This window comes from Thermosulfuriphilus sp. (assembly GCF_054026695.1).
This window is the reverse complement of the sequence record NZ_JBPMLP010000043.1, coordinates 15,861-34,768: the sequence shown is the minus strand read 5'-3', so window position 1 is coordinate 34,768 and position 18,908 is coordinate 15,861. Positions and strand designations below refer to the sequence as shown.

Genomic DNA, 18,908 nt, shown 5'->3' with positions numbered 1-18,908 from the left:
TGGCGGGCAGTTTGACTGGGGCGGTCGCCTCCTAAAGAGTAACGGAGGCGCGCAAAGGTCCCCTCAGGCGGATTGGAAACCCGCCGTCGAGTGCAAAGGCATAAGGGGGCTTGACTGCGAGACCGACGGGTCGAGCAGGGGCGAAAGCCGGCCTTAGTGATCCGGTGGTTCCGTGTGGAAGGGCCATCGCTCATCGAATAAAAGGTACTCCGGGGATAACAGGCTGATCTCCCCCAAGAGTTCACATCGACGGGGAGGTTTGGCACCTCGATGTCGGCTCATCCCATCCTGGGGCTGGAGAAGGTCCCAAGGGTCGGGCTGTTCGCCCGTTAAAGGGGTACGTGAGCTGGGTTTAGAACGTCGTGAGACAGTTCGGTCCCTATCCACCGTGGGCGCAGGAGACTTGAGGGGAGCTGCCCCTAGTACGAGAGGACCGGGGTGGACGCACCTCTGGTGGCCCAGTTGTCGCGCCAGCGGCATAGCTGGGTAGCTATGTGCGGAAGGGATAACCGCTGAAAGCATCTAAGCGGGAAGCCCACCCCAAGATTAGGTCTCCCGTGGCCGTAAGGTCCCTGAAGGCCCCTCCTAGACTAGGAGGTTGATAGGCCGGAGGTGGAAGCCCAGTGATGGGTGAAGCTTACCGGTACTAATCGGCCGTGCGGCTTGACCACATATTATTTATATCCAACCGGCGGCAGGGAGCCAGAAAAGGCGCGCGAAAGCCCATATTTATTTGCCTTTTTAAAGTTTGATAGCAGTTTCCCGGTGCCCATACCGGAGGGGAGACACCCGTTCCCATTCCGAACACGGAAGTTAAGCCCTCCAGGGCCGATGGTACTGCCGGGTTACCCCGGTGGGAGAGTAGGTCGGTGCCGGGATCATTCTTAAAAGCCCAGGTAAATGCCTGGGCTTTTTTTTATTTAGCAATGTTTAAAACTTCTAATCTCTGGCTGCCTTCTCGGGCCTCTCATACCTCTGGCGACCAGGCGGGCAAAGAAGGCTGTAGTGTTCTTTTTGAAATTCTTGGATGAGCCCCTGGATCCTCTCCCGGGGAAGAAGGTAGGCCTGGAGGCTTTTGACAAATATTTCTAAGGCAACAACCAACTCTTCAGGGATGACCTCATCAGCTCCAAGTCTTAAAAGAGGTTCAATTTCAGCTACGTAACGGGTACGGGCAATGATATAAAGGTCTGGATTGATTTTCCGGGCCAGGGCCACTACCCGACGACCAGCAAGATAATCGGGGATAGTTAGGGCCATAACCTTGGCTTCTTTAATCTGAGCCTCACGGAGTATGTATTCATAAGTAGCATCACCAAAAATGATTGGCTCTCCGGCTTTCTTCTCTCTTTTTACCGTCTCAGGATTCATTTCAATTATGGTGTAATCGATACCCATCCTTTTGGCGGCGTCTCTTAGGGCTCGACCGATAATGCCAAAGCCTACAATTACTATGTGATCCCTGAGTTCACCTTCTGTTAAAGGTGGTTTCCGGTCCTTGAGGGGATACTGCCATCTCTCTGCTAGAGAGATCAGAAAGGGAGTGGCCAACATGGTCAGGATGGAGACAGCGATCAGGAGTTGATATTCCTGGTGGGGCAGGAGATTAACCTTTGAGGCCTCCTGGGCCAGAACAAAGGAGAACTCTCCGATCTGGAAGAGGCTCAAGGCGACAATAAAGGCTATCCTTAAAGGATAGCCAAGGATCTTGACTACGGCTAAGAGGATCCCGCTTTTGAGGAGAAAGAAGAGGAAAGCGAGTCCAAAAATGAGAATAGGGTTTTCCAGGAGAAATTGGGGATTAAAAAGCATTCCGATGGATATAAAGAAAAAACAACTCAAGAAATCACGGAAAGGCAGGATATTAGCTACGGCTTGATAGCTATATTCAGAACGGGCCAAGACAAAACCAGCCAAAAAAGCCCCTAGAGAGAGGGATAGTCCGGCTAGATAGGTCCCCCAGGCGATAGCCAAACAAAAAGTAATCACTGCCAGGACAAAGAGCTCCCGACTTCGGGTGCGAACTATCATATCAATAAAAAAGCTCACTCCCCAACGTCCCAGAAGATAGATGAATCCCAGGAGGAAGGCCCCCTTTAGAAGGATAAGCCCCAAAGATTCTAGGTCTGCACTTACCTTACCGGCCAAGAAGGGAACCAAAAGGATAAGGGGGACAATGGCCAAGTCCTGAAAAAGGAGGATTCCCAGAGAGACCTGTCCCTGAGGGGTCTCCAATTTGCCTCCTTGCTGGAGGAGGGTCAGGACAATAGCCGTACTGCTTAAAGCAACAAAAGAGCCGACAAAGGCAGCCTTGCTGGAGTCTGGAGAAATAAATAACCAGTATAGGCCTCCGGTCAGGAAAATAGTAAGAGATATCTGGCTTGAGCCTCCCAACAGGGCCACTCTTTTGAGGCGTTGGAGGTGGGCCGGCGAGAATTCCAGGCCAATGGTAAACAAGAGGAGGACAACTCCTAATTCGGCGAGAATTTCGACTTCATGGACGTTTTGGATAAGCTTAAGTCCAAAAGGGCCGATAATGGTCCCAGCGATAATGAAGCCAATGAGGTTGGGGATCCGGAGATAATGACAGGCAAGGCTAGTGCCCAGAGCAAATCCAAGAACATAGAGGACATCCTGAAGGATAACCATGGCTTTCTCCTGGAAGAGTTTGCCTAAATAAAGAGAGGCCCGACCGTTAACCTAGCAAGATCTAAGGGGTTTGGGGAGTCTTTATGTGGCCCTAGAAACAGCTTACAAGACGGCATTGGCATCTAATTTTAAAGTTTTTTCTTGTCAGGATTCGATTTATTTATTAACAAAATTATCTTGATAAGATTAAACTTGATTGTTTTTTGTATCTTTAGGTCATGTTTAGCTGAATAAGCTGGGGGGTTGTTATTAGGTGGTACAGGTTGTCTGTATTCTTCTGGCTATTTTTGGTTTTCCTTCATTGATTTTGGCTGGGAGTTATACTGGTTCAGCTCATGGTCATGGAGCTTCCGGAGTAAATCGAGATTCCATCCAAGCCCAGGGATATTCAGTGGGCAACTGTGCCCACTGTCATGAGATGCATGCCAGTATTGGAGGAGGGGAGCCCAATCCCTTCAACAATGGTCCCTCTCCTTTGGCTCTTTTCGCTTCGGAAGAGGCCCTTTGTTTTTACTGCCATGGGAGTGTGAGCCATAATGTGCCCTCCCTTTCAAAGGATATAGAAAGCCAGTTTACCAAGACATATCGACATCCTGTTGAACGGGGCGGGCGGCACACAGTAAGCAAACTTGAAAATGCCGCTGACCTTGGGGCCTCTAATCGTCATGCTGAATGTGCTGATTGCCACAATCCCCACACCATCGGCTATCCGGGGACAGCTTACCACCAATACAATACGGTTAATCCGGCCGACAACAATCTTGTCTCCAACCTTTTAAAAGGAGTCTGGGGCGTTGAGCCAAACTGGCCCAGCACATCCTGGACGGTGCCGACAAGTTTTAGCGAGCTTAGGCCAACGACAGCCAATCCTTCCGGAGGGGCGGCCAAGGAATATCAAGTCTGTCTTAAGTGCCATTCCTATTATGCCTTTGGGGCCGCAGAAAATACATCCACTGGGGTGACGACTATCCCTAATGTTACCGGTGAATACTATCTGACCGATCAGGCTCTAGAGTTTGCCCCTTACAACAAATCTGGGCATCCCGTAGTTGTAACTCTTAATAATCGTCCAGGTTCTGATAGCCCGCGGGCCTTGATTGCCTCAACCAATGGGGGCCGCCTTAAGTCCCCCTGGAGTCAAGCTGTAGGTGATCAGACCATGTGGTGTAGCGACTGTCACGGAGACGACGCTTCTACCGGCCCTGAAGGCCCTCATGCCTCAAACACTAAGTACATGTTGGCTGATGGTTACACTTGGCCGCTGAGGCCTGATACAGGAAAATTCTGGACTTTGGGAGATGTTCTCAATGATCGAGGTAACTGGCAGACCAAACTTCTGTGCGCCAAGTGCCATCCGATCAAGATAAATGGACGTTTTCTCAACAATGTCCATGATAAAGGTGATCACAACAATGACAACTACACCTTTGGTAATACCACCTACGATGGAGCCCCTTGTGTCGCCTGCCATGTGGCCATACCTCACGGTTCAAAAAGGGGGCGTTTGATCGCCTATAACACGGATCAGGATCCATACGCCGCCTACCAGGCCGACGGGACAAAGATGGCCACTCTTGAGGGCTTCAGCAAGGCCTCAAACCCTGACAGTTATAATGAGCGCGATTGTTATAGCACGGTTAATCCTTGTACCTACCATAAAAAATACCTGGGTCCTTATGATCCCTAAGGTCCAATGGTCAAAGTCTCCCGTCTCCTGCTTAAGAGAGAATTTATCACTTGGCTTATCTTTCTCTTGCTTTTGGCCTCAATAATAAATGCCTTCCTACCTGAAAAGAACATTAAAGGGTCTCTCTATCAGCTAAAAAGGCTTAACTATTTCTTTCTTTTTGTCCTGGCTGTGGTTAGTGCAGCTTCTTTGTCTCTGACTTTAGGTAGGCTTTACCGGCGTCAGCGGGCATCAACCAGGGCCTCGGGCCCTAGGGAGCCCCTTGGCCGTCTCAGCCAAGAGCAGTGGTCTTTGACCCAAAGGCTTTTTAAAAGAAACTTCTTTAAAAGGGGCTATTCCTTAAAGGGAGAGACTGCGGATATTCTGGTTTTCGAGCGTCACTTCTTAGGATCTTGGGGGACTTTTGTCTTTCATCTTGGGCTCCTCTTTATAGTGCTTTCTTTTATCTATCGGGGCCTCTGGGGGCAGAGAGGCTATCTTCAGGTCATGGAAGGAGAGAAACTTTTTCCCTTGGATAAGTACTGGTTAGTCGAGGAGACTGGTCTTTTGGCCGCAAATTTTGAGCCCGACTTCGGGCTCTTTCTCCTTAAGGTCACTCCCCATTATCAGGAAGATGAACTTACGGACATAACCAGTCGTCTCCTTCTTTTTAAAGAGCAACAAAAGAGCCTTGAGGAGCTAAACCTAAAGGCCCCCATTCATTTTGAGGGGCATGCCATCTATCAGACTCACGACTATGGTTTTGTGGCTACCTTTTTTCTACGAAGGGGTGAGACCTTTTTGGCCACCCACTATTTTCTTGATCCATCGGAGGATTCTCAGGGAGGGTTTTCCGGAGGAGGTGATTTCCCTCAGACAGGCTATCGTCTTTCTATCATCTTTTATCCCAATCTTTTTGATCCCCAAGATATTCGTCCCCTTTGGCCAGGGGGCTGGTTGGAGATAAAAGAGTCAGGAAGATCTCTTTATAAAGGGCGTCTTTTCTTTAGCCAGTCGATTAGGTTGGGTGATGATGTCATCACTTTTGGTCGCCTTCGTCCCTGGACAGGACTTATCATTACCAGGGCCCAGGGAGAGTGGATCTTTTATCTTGGCCTCCTGACGGCGGTGTTAGGAGCGGCCTTGATTTATCTGTTTTATCCCCGTCGGGTCTCCCTTTTCTGGAAGGAAGGGATCCTTGAGGCCGCTTTCTGGGTCCCTCCCCCTGGAGGGTTTCCCCCCCAGGAACAAGAGGATCTTAGGGAGGAAATCAAAAAAATCATCTTAGGAGTAAAGGGTGCTTGAGGCTAATCTGGAGATGGCCTTAAGTTGGCTTTCGGTGACTATCTACGCCTTGGCCGTGGTCCTTCAAACTACGGCGATCTTCTTCAGGCGCCAAAGACTTCTCCTCCGCTCCTTAGTCTTTGTCGCCCTTGGGCTGGGGTCTCATTCTCTGGCTCTCGGACTTCGCTGGTATATGGTAGGCCACGGCCCCTACACCACCTCCTATGAAGTCTATTCCTCTAATGCCTGGGTCATCGTGGCCCTTTATCTGGCGGCGGTCTTCCGTCTACGGCGTCTTGTCCCCACGGGGGTCGTGGTGGTCGCTGGAGGGATGTTTTTCCTCTTATTAGGTCTCTCTAAATATGATGGTCTTCCCGGGCTTCCGACAGCCTTCCACTATTTCTGGCTTGCAGTTCACGTACTTTTTGTCAAGCTTTCAATTGCTGCTATTCTCATTGCCCTGGGGTGTAGTCTGAGACTTCTGTATCGCTCCTCCGGTGATAAAGACATTGGAACCCTTGAGCTTTATAATTATCGGTTTATGGGGCTAGCCTTTGTCTTCTGGACGATAGCTACGGCCTCAGGGGCTGTCTGGGCCAATCTTCGCTGGGGGCGCTATTGGGCCTGGGATCCCATTGAGACTTGGTCTCTTATTGTCTGGCTGGGGTTGGGGCTAGACCTCCATCTTCAGAGATTTTTTGGCTGGAGCGGAAAAAGGGCGGCCTGGCTTACGGTCCTCTGTTTTTCCTTTTTTATCCTGGCCCTTTTTGTTGTTCCGGTGGTCAGCCGGAGTCTTCATACTATGTATGTTTTGGGGGAGGGGAAGTGAGGCGTCAGATCTTTTTCATCATAAACGGTTTTATCCATGATCTGGCTACGGGTCTTTGGGCCGGCTTTCTTGTTTGTATATTTCTTCTTTCGACCCGCAAGACGATATCCGAGGTCAAAGTCTTTATGTTCTGGCTTTCCCTAGGGGCCTTGGCCCTGGTGGCCACTACTGGGGCCATTCGGCTGAAGGATTATCGTCTCCGGGGGGAATCTTCTCTGAAGGGTAGGCTGTTGTGGATTAAACACCTTCTTTTGGGCCTAGTCTTTTTCGGGGCCACCTGGGGGGGGTACCTTCTGGCCTTCAAAGGATGAGATTATGGTCCCAAAACGCATTCTCTTAGTCACTCCTCCATATCACTGCGGTATGCTGGAAGCTGCCGGCGTCTGGCTACCGCTGGGTTTGGTCTATCTGGCCGGGGCCGTTCGTAAGGCCGGCCATGAGGTGATGATCTATGACGCCATGTCTCTTTATCATGGCTGGGGGGAGATCAGTCGACAGATTGAGACTTTTAGGCCCCATATCCTGGCCACAGGAGCTATAACAGCCACGGTCAATGATTGTCTTAAGCTCTGTTCCCTGGCCAAGGAGATCGATCCTCAGATAGTTACCGTTCTGGGAAATGTTCATCCTAGTTTTATGTTTGAGGAGGTGTTGGCCTCCGGGGTAGTAGATTTTGTCGTCCGAGGAGAGGGAGAAATTACCTTCTGTGAGCTTGTTCAATGCCTCAGCCAGTCTGGTGATCCTCAAAAGGTGGCCGGTCTGGCCTTCATTAAGGAAGGAAGCCTGTTCCTTACTCCGGAAAGGTCCTTTGTTGCTGATCTTGATCAACTTCAGCCGGCCTGGGATCTAGTCGATTGGTCAATCTATACCTATCATCCTCGGCCGGGATCAAGACTGGCTATTGTCTCTTCTTCAAGGGGCTGTATAGCAGGTTGTCTTTTCTGCTCTCAGCGACTCTTCTGGCGGGGTAACTGGCGGGCCCGGAGCCCTCAGGGCTTTGTAGCCGAACTTGAGGCCTTGCGGGTTAACTATGGGGTGGATGTGGTCATGATAAGTGATGAATATCCAACCCGGGATCGCCAGCGCTGGGAGAGGATCCTTGATCTTCTCATCGAACGCGACCTGGGGATAGAGATTCTAATGGAGACCCGGGTCGATGACATCCTCCGCGACAAAGACCTTCTTGAGAAATATCGTCTAGCTGGAGTGAGCCATATCTACGTGGGGGTAGAGTCGCCAGATCAGAAAAAGATAGATTTTTTTAAAAAGGACATCCGAGTGGAGGCTTCGAAGGAGGCCCTTGACATCATTAACGGGGTTGACATCGTTTCCGAGACCTCTTTTGTGGTTGGCACCCCTGATGAAACCCGGGAATCTCTCGAGAAAACTCTGGAGCTAGCCAAGTTCTATGATCCAGATATGGCCTTTTTTCTTCCCCTCACCCCATGGCCCTACACACCCCTTTATAAAAAATTTCAACCCTATATCGAAGACAACGATTATAGTCACTATAATCTCATCGAGCCCATTATAAGGCCAGAGGCCATGAGTCGGGCAGAGCTTAAAAAGGCCATGTTTTCGGCTACTGGCCGTTTTTTTGCCCATAAGTTTGCCAATCTCAAGGATCTTTCTGCCTACAAAAAGGCCTTTATGCTCACGGTACTCAATCTTTTGGTGGAGAGGTCCTATCTAGCCAAAGAGATGTTTGATCTTCTTCTGCCCTTTAAGAGATTTTTAAGAGGGGATATCTCGTGAAGGACTACAGTCTGGGATCTCCTTTCGTTCAAAACCTTGACGAAGAGATAAAATCCTTTATTGCCTCTGGGCTTGAGGGAGGTGATGAGGAGACCTTTAATCGTCTGGCCCTCAAAGAGTTTGAACTTCAGTTCCATACGGTGGCCCCTTATCGTGATTTTTGCCTTAAGGTCGGAAGGACCCCGGAGACGGTTTCCTCCTGGGAGGATATCCCACCGGTTCCCTCCTTGGCCTTTAAAAAATTTGTCCTCACTACCTTCCCTCCGGAAGTGGCTGTCCAACACTATATGAGCAGCGGCACCACTGATCCCACCCGTCGGGCCAAGGTCTATCGAGACAAAGGAGCTGTTGAACTCCTTATTCAGGCCAATGCCCTTCTTAGCCGGGAGTATCTCTTTCCGGATATTGAAAGAATGAGGATCCTCTTCTTTGCTCCTTCACCTAAGCTGGTTCCTAGTATGGGCATGGCTGTGGGATTGGGGGAGGTAAAAAGGCTTTTTGGTTCAGAAGACAGTGCCTTTCTTATCAACTATCGGGGGCTTGACCTCAGGCTCCTTCTCACCGCCCTTAAGACTTCTGAGAAGACCGGTGAGCCTGTGGCCCTTATCGGGGCCACCTCGGCCTTCATTTATTTTTTTAACGCCTGCGAGCAGGAAGGTCTCACCTTTAGGCTTCCGGAGGGAAGCCGGCTCTGTGATGGAGGTGGTTATCAGGGGCAGTTTGGGGAATGTAGCAAGGAGGAGTTCTGGGAGAAGGCCCAGAGGGTTCTCGGGATCCCTGAAACCTACTGTATCAACGTCCTAGGGATGGCGGAAACGAGCACCAACTATTTTGACAATGTCCTGAGGAATCATCTTCGAGGCCAAAAGGCCCCTCGCTATAAAGAACTTCCTCCCTGGACACGCCTTAAGATCGTTGATCCGGAGACCTTAAAGCCTGTTGGCCCTGGAGAGGTCGGGCTTCTTTGCCACTATGATCTTACGAATCGGGCTCAGATGTTTGCTGTCCAGACGGATAATGTCGGGGTGGCGATAGAAGACGGTTTTGAGATTTTAGGGCGCTGGCGTAAAAAAGGGGAAGAAGTCTATATTGATAAAAGTTTTGCCCATCCAGGGGGGGCGATGGTCAATAGACTGACTGAATTTCTTCTAAGGCACCGTTTGGCTAAAATCGGCCAGATTTACCGCCGAATAAACCTTTAGGAGGTCTTTTATGAATAAGGATTTCAAAGAAATAAGCCTGGAGATGATAGGGGCCGATGACACCGGGGGAACCTGTTCTACTTTAGCCGATCAGATGCTCAAGGGGCGCCCTCAAGGGGAGAAAAAAGAGGCCGGCAAAAAGGACTCCTCTTAAGGCCGTTAAACCTTGAGAAAAAAGTGAGGCAGAACGCCTAGCGTCCTGCCTCACTTTAGGGGAGGGGGGAGTTATTGGGTTTTTTGTTTGGCCATATATTGTTCTATGGCCTCTTTGAGGGCGTCGGCCCCCAGATTCGAACAATGCATCTTTTGTGGGGGAAGCCCACCCAAAGCCTCGGCCACCTGTTTGTTGGTGATCTTCAGGGCTTCCTCCAGGGTCTTGCCTTTGACTATTTCAGTAATCATGCTGCTGACGGCAATGGCCGCTCCACAGCCGAACGTCTGGAATTTGGCATCAACGATGCGGCCGTCTTTTACCTTTATGTAGACCTTCATGACGTCGCCGCAGACTGGGTTCCCTTGCATCCCTACACCATCGGCGTCAGGGATTTCGCCAACATTTCTGGGATTCATAAAGTGATCCATTACCTCTTTCGTGTACATAGTCCTCCCTCCATTTCCCCCCAACCTTGTCCAAAGGGGGAGAGTTCTCTTAGTCTTTTGACTACCTGAGGGAACTCCCTCAGGGCGTATCTGATCTGCTCTTCGTTATTTTTCTGCCCGAAGCTGAAGACTACTGATCCCTGGGCGATGTGGGCCGGGATGCCCATTGATAGCAGAACTGGTGAGGCCTTTAGGGCCTTTGAGGTGCAGGCCGAGCCACTGGCGGCATAGATACCCTTTGCAGCCAGGAGCAGAAGCATGGCCTCTCCTTCAACAAATTCCACACAGAAACTGGCGTGTCCGGGAAGCCTTTGTTCACGGTGTCCAGTATAGACGATGTGATCGATCTCTGTGGTTATCCCGGCGACAAACATATCCCGGAGTCTTTTTACATGTTCCATGCGTTGGGGGAGCTCCTTTTTGGCCAGTTCAGCGGCCTTGCCCATACCTACAATTGCCGGGACATTTTCGGTTCCGGCTCGACGCCCCCCCTCCTGGATACCGCCGAAGATAAGGGGCGTGATCCTTGTCCCCTTGCGGATATAAAGAGCTCCGGCCCCTTTAGGGCCATAGAACTGGTGGGCAGAGAGGCTCAGAAGATCAATCCCTAGGTCGTTAACATCAATGGGTACATTGCCCACCGCGGCCACTGCGTCGGTATGAAAGATAATGTTCCGTTCCCTGGCAATCTGGGCGATCTCTTTTATGGGCTCAATGGTTCCCACCTCGGGGCTAGCGAAGATGACTGAGATGAGTATAGTTTCTCTACGGATGGCTCGTCTTATTTGATCTGGATCAATAAGACCGAATTTATCCGGCTTAATAAAGCTAACCACAAAGCCCTGTTTTTCCAGGAAGCGGGCCGGGTTAAGAACGGAATGGTGTTCCATGAGGGTGACAATAATGTGTCTTCCCTCCCGTTCTCTCGCCCGGGCAATTCCTAAAATGGCGAAATTATTGGCCTCGGCCCCATTTGAGGTAAAGACAATCTCACTGGCTTTGGCCCCGATCAGTCCAGCCACTTGGCTCCGAGCCTCTTCTATGGCCTCTCTGGCCCTCACCCCCAAGGGGTACACGCTAAGGGGGTTGCCGAATTCTTCTTTCAAATAGGGCAACATGGCCTCCAAGACCTCTGGCCTCAGAGGAGTAGTGGCCACATGGTCAAAATAGCAGTCCATAAGTCTCTCCTCTTTTAATGCTTGGTCCCTTTTTCTTTCTGCCTATTGGTCCGAAAAGGACAAGTTTTAGGACAACGTTTCCGGATGTAGAATTTGAAATGATCTTCCCCCTCGTTGAGGCCTAGGAATTCGTTGCCTGTCCGCTCGCACCATCTGGGAACATCCTCCAATGCCCCATCGTAATCTGTGAGGAGCTCAAGGATCTGGCCTTCCTCGAGCTGGGAGATAGTTTCCTCCAGGGTCAAAAGATGCATAGGACACATCATATAGACGATATCAGTAGTTACATCGGGCTTAATATTTTCGATAAACTTGATCTTGCTCATCCTCCCCTCCATTGAGGTGAAGTGTCTCCAGGAAACTCTCCTGGACCATATCCTTTAGGGTTATTGTGCTCAGGAAGTCCTCTATCTGCTGTCCTAGGGCTTTCCAGAGCAGGTGAAAAACGCAGCGGTCAACCCGCAGACAACCCTCCTCCGGATCAAGGCAGGAGGTTATGGCCACCGGACCAACGAGTTCCATCAGGATTTCGGCCAGGCTGAGCTCTTCTGGTTTCCTTTTGAGGACATAGCCTCCCCCTGGCCCCTTAACGCTCTCGATGAAGCCGGCCCGACGTAACTGGTTGAGAATCTGCTCCAGATACCTTACTGGTACTCCCTGCCTTTCAGAGATGACCTTGATGTTAGTGGGCCTGGGATAGCTTTTGGCAATCTCGTACATGGCCCTTAGTCCATAGCGTCCTTTAGTCGATAACCTGAACATGACTTTATTCTAAATACTTGACATAAATAGTCAAGTATTTAGAAGTAATATTAACATATTTTGATATGTTAATCAAATTTGACCTTCTCGGGCTCTCAAGGCTAAACTTTTTCCTTTTTAAGGAGGCTTTGGTGGAGTCCAAAAAAGACTTGAGAAAAAGATTTCTTGAGGTCCGAGGGGGGCTTTCTCCTGAGGTCAGGGCCTTGGCTTCCAGGAAGATCACCGAGTCTGTCTTGAATTGGCCCCTTTTTCGGTCTGTCCAGGTAGTCCTTCTTTACGCCTCTTTCAGGGATGAGGTCGATACCTGGGGGCTCTTCGGAGAGGTCTTGCGTTTGGGCAAATGTGTCCTTTTGCCTCGCACCTTTCCGACTGAAAGGCGCCTGCGGCTCTATAAGATAGAGGATCCCGAGAGGGATCTCGCCCCGGGTTATGCTGGTATCCTTGAACCTCATCCAGGGCTCTCTGAGGCCGACCAAGCCCCGGAGCTCATCTTTGTCCCTGGAGTGGCCTTTGACTGTCACGGAGGCCGCCTCGGCTATGGGGGAGGCTACTATGACCGGCTCCTTATGGACTATCCTTTGGCTATCCGGGTGGGCTTGGCCTTTTCGGTTCAGGTGGTCGAACGGCTTCCGCTAGAAGAACACGATCAACTTGTGGATTTTTTGGTCACAGAGCAGAGCTTCAGCCGGACTCGGTGTGGGCCAGCTCCTTGAGTCGAGAAAGGCCCTTCTGATCAGCCAAGGCAATAAGGATGTCTCCGGGATCGATCAAATAATCCGGCGATGGGTTGTAGGCCATCTGCCCTGTCTGCTTTTTGATGGCCAGAATTATGGCCCCGGTCTTCTGGCGGATGCCACTTTCAAGTAGGTTCCTGCCAACCAGCTTTGAGCCCTCAAGGACCGTGACTTCTTCTATCTGGAGATCAAAAGAAGCCTTGTGGACGGCAAGTTCCAGAAAATCGGTCACTGTGGGTCTTAAGACTGTGAGAGCCATCCGTCGGGCCCCGATGACATAAGGAGAGACAACCCGGTCGGCTCCAGCCCGCAGGAGCTTTTTTTCAGCGTCCTCCTCGGCTGCTCTGGCGATGAGGAAGATATCAGGGTTGATTCCCTTGGCCGTGAGGATGATATAGACATTGTCGGCGTCTGACTGAAGGACAGAAAAAAGGCCCCGAGCCCGTTCCACTCCGGCCCGGATCAGGGTCTCTTCGCTGGTGGCGTCCCCTTCAATATATAAGTAGCCTCCCTCTTCCAGACGGGCTATCTGGACGGGATCATTCTCTATGACCACTACCGGGTGTTCTTTAGAGACCATCTCTGTGATTACCTGGCCGATTCGTCCAAAGCCACAGACGATATAGTGTCCCTTAAGCTTGGCGATCTTTTTCTCCAGTCGCCTAAGGCCCATAGCCTTCTGGATCTGGCCGCTGACAATGGCCTCGGTGACCATAGAAAAAACATAAAGGACCAGGGCTACCCCTAAGAAGAGGATGACCAGAGTGAAGATACGGCCCTCTTCTGACAAGGGGTGGACTTCTCCGTAACCCACGGTAGTCACAGTGATGAGGGTCATGTAGAGGGCGTCAAGGAGGCTCCAGCCTTCGATAATCTCATAGCCCACCACCCCTAAAGTGATTATACCTATGGCTGCTAAGATGGATATGATTACCTTCTTGACCTCAGTCTTCATGTCCGCCATGGTTGAACCTCCTTAAACTGCCCCCAGTTTGGCCCTTCTAGAAAGGGGGATCAAGCCCTAAAGCCTCTTGAAAGTCACATAGATCCATGCCTACCTTGGATTTAAAAAGTTTAAGGGGAAAGACTTTCTAAGTCGAGACCAAGTTTGGCTAAGGAGGTAGGGGCCATGAGAGAGGCCATGCTCTATGAAAGGTTGAAAGATCAAGAGGTACGTTGTCGTCTGTGTAGTCATCGTTGCAAAGTCAAACCAGACAAGACGGGTCTTTGTGGGGTCCGCAAGAATATTGACGGGGCCCTCTACTCCTTGGTCTATGGTCGGGTGGTAGCCAGACATGTAGATCCTATAGAAAAAAAACCACTTTATCATTTTCTGCCCGGCAGCCGTTCCTATTCTATTGCTACCGTAGGTTGCAATTTTCGCTGTGATTTCTGTCAGAACTTTGAGATTTCCCAGATGCCCAAGGATCAAGGCCTCATCATTGGAGAGACCATGACCCCAGAGGAGATAGTCTCCGAAGCCCAATCGCTTAAGGCCGTAACTATTTCCTATACCTATACAGAGCCGACTATCTATTTTGAGCTCGCCTATGACTGTGCCAAACTGGCTCAAAAGGTCGGGATCCGTAATGTCTTCGTCTCTAACGGCTACATGACCAGGGAGGCCCTGGATACTATCCGGCCCTACCTCCAGGCGGCCAATGTCGATCTTAAGGGAGACGATAGCTTCTATCGGCGTCACTGTGGGGCCAGACAAGGGCCAGTGCTGGAGACCCTGAGATACATGAAGGAGCTGGGTATCTGGGTGGAAGTAACTACCCTGCTTATCCCCGGAGAGAACGATTCGCCTGAGGCCATCCGGGAGCTGGCTAGGTTCATTAAAGAAGAACTAGGCCCCGGAACTCCCTGGCACATTTCGCGCTTTTATCCTCGCTACCATCTCACCGGTCTTCCCCCGACCGAGGCCGAAAAGCTGGCCGCTGCCCGCCAGGTCGGCCTTGAGATAGGGCTCCACTACGTTTACACTGGAAATGTCCCCGGTGACCCCGGGGAAAAGACTTATTGCTATTCCTGCGGGCAGGTACTTATTGACCGCTTTGGTTTTAGTATCCTGGAATATCACCTTGATGAAGGACGATGCGAGTTCTGTGGAGCAGAGATAGACGGCGTCTGGAGCTGATTGCCCTAAAAATTTTTTTATGAATAAGGAAGACTGGCAACGGCGGGGGGCCGGCCATCGGCAAAGGCTCCGGGAAAAATTTCTGGAATATGGCCTTTCGGCCTTTACCGATGCCGAAGTCCTTGAAGTCCTTCTTACCTTTGGTACGCCGCGGCGAGATTGTAAAGAGCCTGCCCGGCAAGCTCTCAAACGCTTTAAGACCTTAGCCAATGTGCTTGAGGCCCCCAAAGAAGAGCTCACCAAGGTTCCTGGCCTAGGGCCCAAGAATATCTTTGCCCTTAAATTTGTCCAGGAGGTGGCCCGGCGGTATCTGGAAAAAAGGATCTTTAAAAAGATCTATCTTCGTTCGGCAGCTGAGGTATACGAGTATCTCTACCATTCTATGGCCCATCTTAAAAAGGAGGTCTTTAAAGTCATCTATCTCGATGTCCGGGGAGCCATTCTGGCCGTTGAAGATCTCTTCCAGGGTACGGTCAACATGAGTCATGTTTATCCCCGAGAGGTGATTGAAAGGGCCTTGGGGCATCATGCTTCGGCCTTGGTGGTAGCCCACAATCATCCCTCAGGGGATCCTAGCCCTTCGGTCCAGGACATCCAGTTGACCAAACGTCTTCTTCTAATCTGCGAGATGCTTGAGATGAGGCTCCTTGATCATCTGGTAATCGGAGACCCTGGTCGCTACTACAGCTTTGCCGAAGAGGGGCTTCTGGAGAGGCTTCGTCAAGAAAGTCTTGAGGTGATCCGATGAAGGTCGTCCTGGCCCGCAAGGCTGGTTTCTGTATGGGGGTTCGTCGGGCTATGCAACTGGCCCTCAGAGCGGCCCGTCGGGGGCCCCGGCCGGTTTTCACCTATGGGCCTCTTATCCATAACCCCCAGGCCCTGGATCTTCTGGCCTCCTTGGAGGTCAAAATTCTCAGAGAGATTCCTCGAGAAGGAGAGGGGACGGTAATCATCAGGGCTCACGGAGTTCCACCTGAGGAGAAGAGAGGGCTTTTGGCTGCCGGCTTCAACGTCATTGATGGTACGTGCCCGCGGGTTATCAAGGTTCAACAAATTGCCCAGCGCTACGCCCGGGAGGGCCGAAAAGTGATCATTATCGGAGATAAAGATCATGCCGAGGTCATCGGTATTCTCGGTCACTGTGCCGGAGTAGGGCTGGTGGTCAGCGATTTAAAGGATATCCAGGCCCTCTCTGGTCTTAAGGACTATGTGATAGTCTCCCAAACCACCCAGGAGGAGGAGACCTTCGAGTTTCTTAGCCAAGAGATACTGGAGCGTTTCCCTGGGGGCCAGGTTTTTAACACCATCTGTAATGCCACTCATGCCCGTCAGGCCGAAGTGAAGCGTCTGGCTCAGGAGGCCGAAGCTATTGTCGTTGTTGGGGGGAAGGCCAGCGCCAATACCAATCGGTTAGCGATGGTGGCCCGAGAGGCTGGCCGAAGGGCCTATCTGGTGGAGACAGAAGAAGACATCCCCCGGGAGGAACTTCGTCAGTATAGTCGAGTAGGGGTAACTGCTGGGGCTTCTACCCCCAATTGGATGATAAATCGTATTGTTCGTCTCCTGGAAGAGATTCCTGGGCGGGGAGAGTCAAGGCTTATCCGATCCTTTCGCAAAGGTCTCCGTTTGGCGGTGGAGACCAATCTGGCGGTGGCCTTTTCGGCGGCGGCCCTGGCTGTCTTCGGGCTTTTTTGTTTGGGGGAGGTCTGGTCGCCAGTGGCCCCTTTTGTGGCCGGAGGCTATGCCTGGATTATGCACACCCTGAATCGTCTCCTTGACCTTGAATCTTTGAGGCTTAACGATCCCCTGCGGGCCACTTTTTTTGATCGCCATCGGGGGCTTTTCTTGGTTGCTGCCCTTTTGCTGGGGCTGACCATCTTGGCCCTGGCCTTTAGGGCCGGGCCCCTGCCGGGGGGAGTCCTTTTCTTTTTAATTGTTTTAGGGCTTATTTACAGTCTGGAGATTATTCCCCAGGCCCTACGGCGCCTTCTGAGCTACCGGGCCCTTAAAGAACTTCCAGGGACGAAGATGGTCTTCGTGGCTGGTGCTTGGGGGGCTGTGGCCTTGCTGATTCCCGCTTTAAGCTCCAAGACCTCGATTCCCAAGCTGGGGGGAGTCTTCTTGTTGGCCTCTCTTTTAGCCTATCTAAGGGGTGTCTTTCTGGAAATCCTTGAGGTCCAGGGGGATGGTTTCGTGGGCAAAGAAACCCTTCCGGTCTTTTTGGGAGAGGAGAGGACGCTGGAAATCATTAAGTGGACAAGTGGCGGTCTTATGGCCTTGGGGCTATTTTTGCCTGCTCAAGCTCTCCTGGCCCCGGCGGCCTTAGCCGCCTTTGTCGGGGGAATTTATTTTCTCTATCTAGCTCGGGTTTTTGTCCAGAGGAATCCCGGTCAGGGGTTTCGTTTGGAGATCTTGGTTGAAGGGGCTCTGCCCCTGGTGGCCATTGTCTCTGGTATCCTGACCTTGATCTTTTAGTCCTGCCGACAGAGAAGGGTGTCGCGGCCAAAGTTCTGATCGTCCTTTTGGGGCCAATCAAGATTATAGTGGGCTCCTCGGCTTTCTTTCCGGCTTGAGGCCGCCCGGATGATGAGAGCGGCCACATGGGCGATGTTTCTCAACTCAATAAAGTCTGCAGTGATGATGTAGTCCCAATAGTGTTGTTCGATCTCCTCCAGGATGGCCCGAAGACGCCTTTGGGCCAGCCTTAGGCGCTTATCATTACGGACGATCCCCACGTAGTTCCACATCAGCCTCCTTATGGCGTCCCAATTGTGGGAGATGAGGACCGCCTCTTCCATATCTACGGCCCCACCTGGATCCCAGTCAGGGACAGAGGGAAATTTGAGCTCACGGTAGCTTGACCAATCTCGGTGAAGCCTTAGGGACGCTTGGTGGGCAAAGACTAAGCCTTCAAGGAGGGAATTCGAGGCCAGACGATTGGCCCCATGGAGTCCGGTGTGGGCACACTCACCAATGGCCATAAGTCCCAAGATATCTGTCTGCCCCCAGATATCAGTAACCACTCCTCCGCACATGTAATGGGCTGCCGGAACGACTGGGATTGGCTCCCGGGTGATATCAATGCCAAACCGGAGGCAGGCAGTGTAGATATTGGGAAAACGTTTCTTGATGAAGCCTTCCCCCCGGTGGCTGATATCCAAATAGACAAAGTCCTTACCACTTTTTTTAAGTTCCTGATCAATGGCCCTGGCCACCACGTCTCTGGTAGCTAAGTCCTTTAAGGCGGGATCGTATCTGTGCATAAAAGGCCGGCCCTCTGGATCCAGGAGTACTGCACCTTCTCCCCTTAAGGCCTCGGAGATGAGGAAGTTTTTGGCCAATGGGTGGTAGAGACAGGTGGGATGAAACTGGACGAATTCCAGATTGGCCACCCGGGCTCCAGCCCGATAGGCCATAGCAATTCCATCGCCGGTGGCTATATCCGGATTGCTGGTATAAAGATAGACCTTACCTGCCCCGCCGGTAGAAAGGATTGTCACCCGGGCCAGAAAGGTCTTGACTTCCCCGGTCTTGCCCTCCAGGACATAGGCTCCCAGACACCGCTCTTTGAGCTCTTCACAGAGCTCCCCGGCCATGACCTTACAGAGGGTGATAAGATCAACGGCCATATGGTTATCCAGAATGGTAATTCGAGGATTCTCCAGGGCCCGATGAAGAAGGACCCTTTCGATCTCCCGACCGGTAAAGTCCTGGGCATGGACGATCCGGCGTCGGCTGTGGCCGCCTTCAAGGCCAAGTTGAAGACGGCCCGGGTGTTCAGGATCCTCACTAAAACGCACCCCCAAATCCATCAGCTCCTTGATCCTCTCCGGAGCCTGGCGGACGACTAGAGATACAACTTCCTCTTTGCTGAGTCCGTCTCCGGCTCTGAGAGTGTCCGCAATGTGGAGTTCAAAAGAATCGTCTTCCCCAAGCACACAGGCAACCCCCCCTTGGGCTAGGGCCGTGGCTGTAGCCTCTGGGGCCTTTTTGGTGATGATCGTTACTCGGCCCAGATCAGCTATCTTGAGGGCCAAAGAAAGGCCGGCGATACCGCTTCCGATGATCAGGAAATCCGTCTCGTAGGCCATAGTAATTGCCTTCTTTTT

At 51.5% G+C, this 18,908-nt stretch carries 18 protein-coding genes and 2 rRNA genes; 13 read left to right on the top strand and 7 right to left on the bottom strand.

Annotation, left to right across the window (positions count from 1 at the left end):
- Nucleotides 1-671: ribosomal RNA gene (locus ACXJJX_RS07295) — 23S ribosomal RNA — on the top strand; the annotation flags it as partial.
- Nucleotides 672-761: 90 nt separating this feature from the next.
- Nucleotides 762-878: ribosomal RNA gene (rrf, locus tag ACXJJX_RS07290) — 5S ribosomal RNA — on the top strand.
- 61 nt (nucleotides 879-939) lie between these two features.
- On the opposite strand, the gene ACXJJX_RS07285 is transcribed toward rrf, so the two are convergent.
- Nucleotides 940-2,649, bottom strand: a complete 1,710-nt coding sequence (locus ACXJJX_RS07285; RefSeq protein ID WP_456433657.1) for a cation:proton antiporter — start codon at nucleotides 2,647-2,649, stop codon at nucleotides 940-942.
- A 253-nt stretch (nucleotides 2,650-2,902) separates the two neighbouring features.
- Between ACXJJX_RS07285 and ACXJJX_RS07280 the strand changes: the two genes are divergently transcribed.
- Genes ACXJJX_RS07280 through ACXJJX_RS07250 form a run of 7 tightly spaced genes read left to right on the top strand, consistent with a single transcriptional unit; the run spans nucleotide 2,903 to nucleotide 9,539 of the window.
- Nucleotides 2,903-4,336 carry a hypothetical protein gene (locus tag ACXJJX_RS07280; protein WP_456433655.1) on the top strand — a complete coding sequence of 478 codons (1,434 nt, stop codon included), beginning with the start codon at nucleotides 2,903-2,905 and terminating at the stop codon, nucleotides 4,334-4,336.
- Nucleotides 4,337-4,342: 6 nt separating this feature from the next.
- Complete coding sequence (locus tag ACXJJX_RS07275) at nucleotides 4,343-5,620, top strand: cytochrome c biogenesis ResB family protein (protein ID WP_456433653.1); 1,278 nt, start codon at nucleotides 4,343-4,345, stop codon at nucleotides 5,618-5,620.
- Nucleotides 5,613-6,428, top strand: a complete 816-nt coding sequence (locus tag ACXJJX_RS07270; protein WP_456433651.1) for a cytochrome c biogenesis protein — start codon at nucleotides 5,613-5,615, stop codon at nucleotides 6,426-6,428. The genes ACXJJX_RS07275 and ACXJJX_RS07270 overlap by 8 nt, the downstream gene beginning before the upstream one ends.
- Nucleotides 6,425-6,739: a hypothetical protein gene (locus ACXJJX_RS07265; RefSeq protein WP_456433649.1), complete on the top strand. Its 315-nt coding sequence runs from the start codon at nucleotides 6,425-6,427 to the stop codon at nucleotides 6,737-6,739. The genes ACXJJX_RS07270 and ACXJJX_RS07265 overlap by 4 nt, the downstream gene beginning before the upstream one ends.
- Nucleotides 6,740-6,743: 4 nt before the next feature.
- Entirely contained in the window at nucleotides 6,744-8,183 is a 1,440-nt protein-coding gene (locus tag ACXJJX_RS07260) for a cobalamin-dependent protein (RefSeq protein ID WP_456433647.1), read from the top strand.
- Nucleotides 8,180-9,385, top strand: a complete 1,206-nt coding sequence (locus ACXJJX_RS07255; protein ID WP_456433645.1) for a LuxE/PaaK family acyltransferase — start codon at nucleotides 8,180-8,182, stop codon at nucleotides 9,383-9,385. The genes ACXJJX_RS07260 and ACXJJX_RS07255 overlap by 4 nt, the downstream gene beginning before the upstream one ends.
- Nucleotides 9,386-9,395: 10 nt before the next feature.
- Nucleotides 9,396-9,539 (top strand): hypothetical protein, encoded by a 144-nt coding sequence (locus tag ACXJJX_RS07250; RefSeq protein WP_456433643.1) that lies wholly within the window; start codon nucleotides 9,396-9,398, stop codon nucleotides 9,537-9,539.
- A gap of 71 nt (nucleotides 9,540-9,610) precedes the next feature.
- On the opposite strand, the gene nifU is transcribed toward ACXJJX_RS07250, so the two are convergent.
- The 4 genes from nifU to ACXJJX_RS07230 are packed head-to-tail and all read right to left on the bottom strand — an operon-like array spanning nucleotide 9,611 to nucleotide 11,925.
- Nucleotides 9,611-9,985, bottom strand: a complete 375-nt coding sequence (gene nifU / locus ACXJJX_RS07245) for a Fe-S cluster assembly scaffold protein NifU (RefSeq protein ID WP_456433641.1) — start codon at nucleotides 9,983-9,985, stop codon at nucleotides 9,611-9,613.
- A complete protein-coding gene (locus ACXJJX_RS07240; RefSeq protein ID WP_456433639.1) occupies nucleotides 9,967-11,163 on the bottom strand; it encodes a cysteine desulfurase family protein in 1,197 nt (398 codons plus the stop codon). The genes nifU and ACXJJX_RS07240 overlap by 19 nt, the downstream gene beginning before the upstream one ends.
- Nucleotides 11,164-11,177: 14 nt before the next feature.
- A complete protein-coding gene (locus ACXJJX_RS07235) occupies nucleotides 11,178-11,489 on the bottom strand; it encodes a sulfurtransferase TusA family protein (RefSeq protein WP_456433637.1) in 312 nt (103 codons plus the stop codon).
- Complete coding sequence (locus tag ACXJJX_RS07230; RefSeq protein WP_456433635.1) at nucleotides 11,458-11,925, bottom strand: RrF2 family transcriptional regulator; 468 nt, start codon at nucleotides 11,923-11,925, stop codon at nucleotides 11,458-11,460. Before ACXJJX_RS07230 ends, ACXJJX_RS07235 begins: the two co-directional genes overlap by 32 nt.
- A 131-nt stretch (nucleotides 11,926-12,056) precedes the next feature.
- Here ACXJJX_RS07230 and ACXJJX_RS07225 point away from each other — a divergent pair, with 131 nt between their 5' ends.
- Nucleotides 12,057-12,638, top strand: coding sequence for a 5-formyltetrahydrofolate cyclo-ligase (locus ACXJJX_RS07225; RefSeq protein WP_456433633.1), 582 nt, complete (start codon nucleotides 12,057-12,059; stop codon nucleotides 12,636-12,638).
- On the opposite strand, the gene ACXJJX_RS07220 is transcribed toward ACXJJX_RS07225, so the two are convergent.
- Complete coding sequence (locus ACXJJX_RS07220) at nucleotides 12,607-13,623, bottom strand: potassium channel family protein (RefSeq protein WP_456433631.1); 1,017 nt, start codon at nucleotides 13,621-13,623, stop codon at nucleotides 12,607-12,609. The two genes, ACXJJX_RS07225 and ACXJJX_RS07220, sit on opposite strands and share 32 nt — an antisense overlap.
- Nucleotides 13,624-13,788: 165 nt before the next feature.
- Here ACXJJX_RS07220 and amrS point away from each other — a divergent pair, with 165 nt between their 5' ends.
- From amrS to ispH, 3 genes are read left to right on the top strand one after another with little or no spacing between them, the layout of a single operon-like run.
- Nucleotides 13,789-14,799 carry an AmmeMemoRadiSam system radical SAM enzyme gene (amrS, locus tag ACXJJX_RS07215; protein WP_456433629.1) on the top strand — a complete coding sequence of 337 codons (1,011 nt, stop codon included), beginning with the start codon at nucleotides 13,789-13,791 and terminating at the stop codon, nucleotides 14,797-14,799.
- Nucleotides 14,800-14,818: 19 nt separating this feature from the next.
- A complete protein-coding gene (radC, locus tag ACXJJX_RS07210) occupies nucleotides 14,819-15,547 on the top strand; it encodes a RadC family protein (RefSeq protein WP_456433627.1) in 729 nt (242 codons plus the stop codon).
- Nucleotides 15,544-17,274 (top strand): 4-hydroxy-3-methylbut-2-enyl diphosphate reductase, encoded by a 1,731-nt coding sequence (gene ispH, locus ACXJJX_RS07205; RefSeq protein ID WP_456433625.1) that lies wholly within the window; start codon nucleotides 15,544-15,546, stop codon nucleotides 17,272-17,274. The genes radC and ispH overlap by 4 nt, the downstream gene beginning before the upstream one ends.
- Here ispH and nadB read toward each other — a convergent pair.
- The gene (nadB, locus tag ACXJJX_RS07200) at nucleotides 17,271-18,890 is read right to left on the bottom strand and encodes an L-aspartate oxidase (protein ID WP_456433623.1); all 1,620 of its coding nucleotides are present in this window, start codon (nucleotides 18,888-18,890) and stop codon (nucleotides 17,271-17,273) included. The genes ispH and nadB overlap by 4 nt on opposite strands.
- Nucleotides 18,891-18,908 lie beyond the last annotated feature (18 nt).